Annotated in this window: 1 pseudogene; it reads left to right on the top strand. The window is 46.5% G+C overall.

Going from position 1 to position 557, the window contains the following annotated elements:
• A pseudogene (locus R7Z47_RS26305) lies at window positions 1-557 on the top strand (fimbrial biogenesis outer membrane usher protein); the annotation flags it as partial.

The raw sequence follows: 557 nt of genomic DNA, 5'->3' as shown, positions 1-557 counted from the left end.
CGTTATTAACGACATTCCCATGATCTCTGGCGCGGGTGAAGCAACCGTCATTGCGACTGATGCTCAAGGCCGACAAACGGTCATGACCAGCCCGTTTTTCCTCTCTTCCGATTTGTTGAAAACAGGATTTACTTCTTACAGTGCCAGTATTGGTGCGCTCAGAGAAGATTTTGGAAACGCATCGAATGAATATGGTGCTGGTGGCGTTGTTGTAGCGATGCGTCATGGCATGACGGATTGGTTAACCTTGGAAACACAAGCTGAAGCAAAAGATGACCTAATTGTTGCAGGGCTGGGTTTTGTTAGTAATGCGTTCAACTTAGGTACGGTAGATGCCTCATTTCGAGTCAGTAATTTTAAAGACCAATCCAGCTCATACGCTCTGAGGTACAGTTACCAATCTAGGTTGTTTAGCTTCGCTGCTAGAACGCAAGTGGAGCAAGCTGATTTCTATACCCTGTCACATTTGCCAAATTACGAGAAGCTTAATAAAGGGGAGGAGGCATCGCTGAAGTCTCGTCATGTATCGCAAGTCAACATGGGAGTACGGCTAGGGG

The organism is Vibrio sp. 1641, assembly GCF_033339995.1.
GTDB lineage: Bacteria > Pseudomonadota > Gammaproteobacteria > Enterobacterales > Vibrionaceae > Vibrio > Vibrio alginolyticus.
The sequence above is the reverse complement of the archived record's forward strand: the minus strand, read 5'-3'. Positions and strand labels throughout refer to the sequence as shown.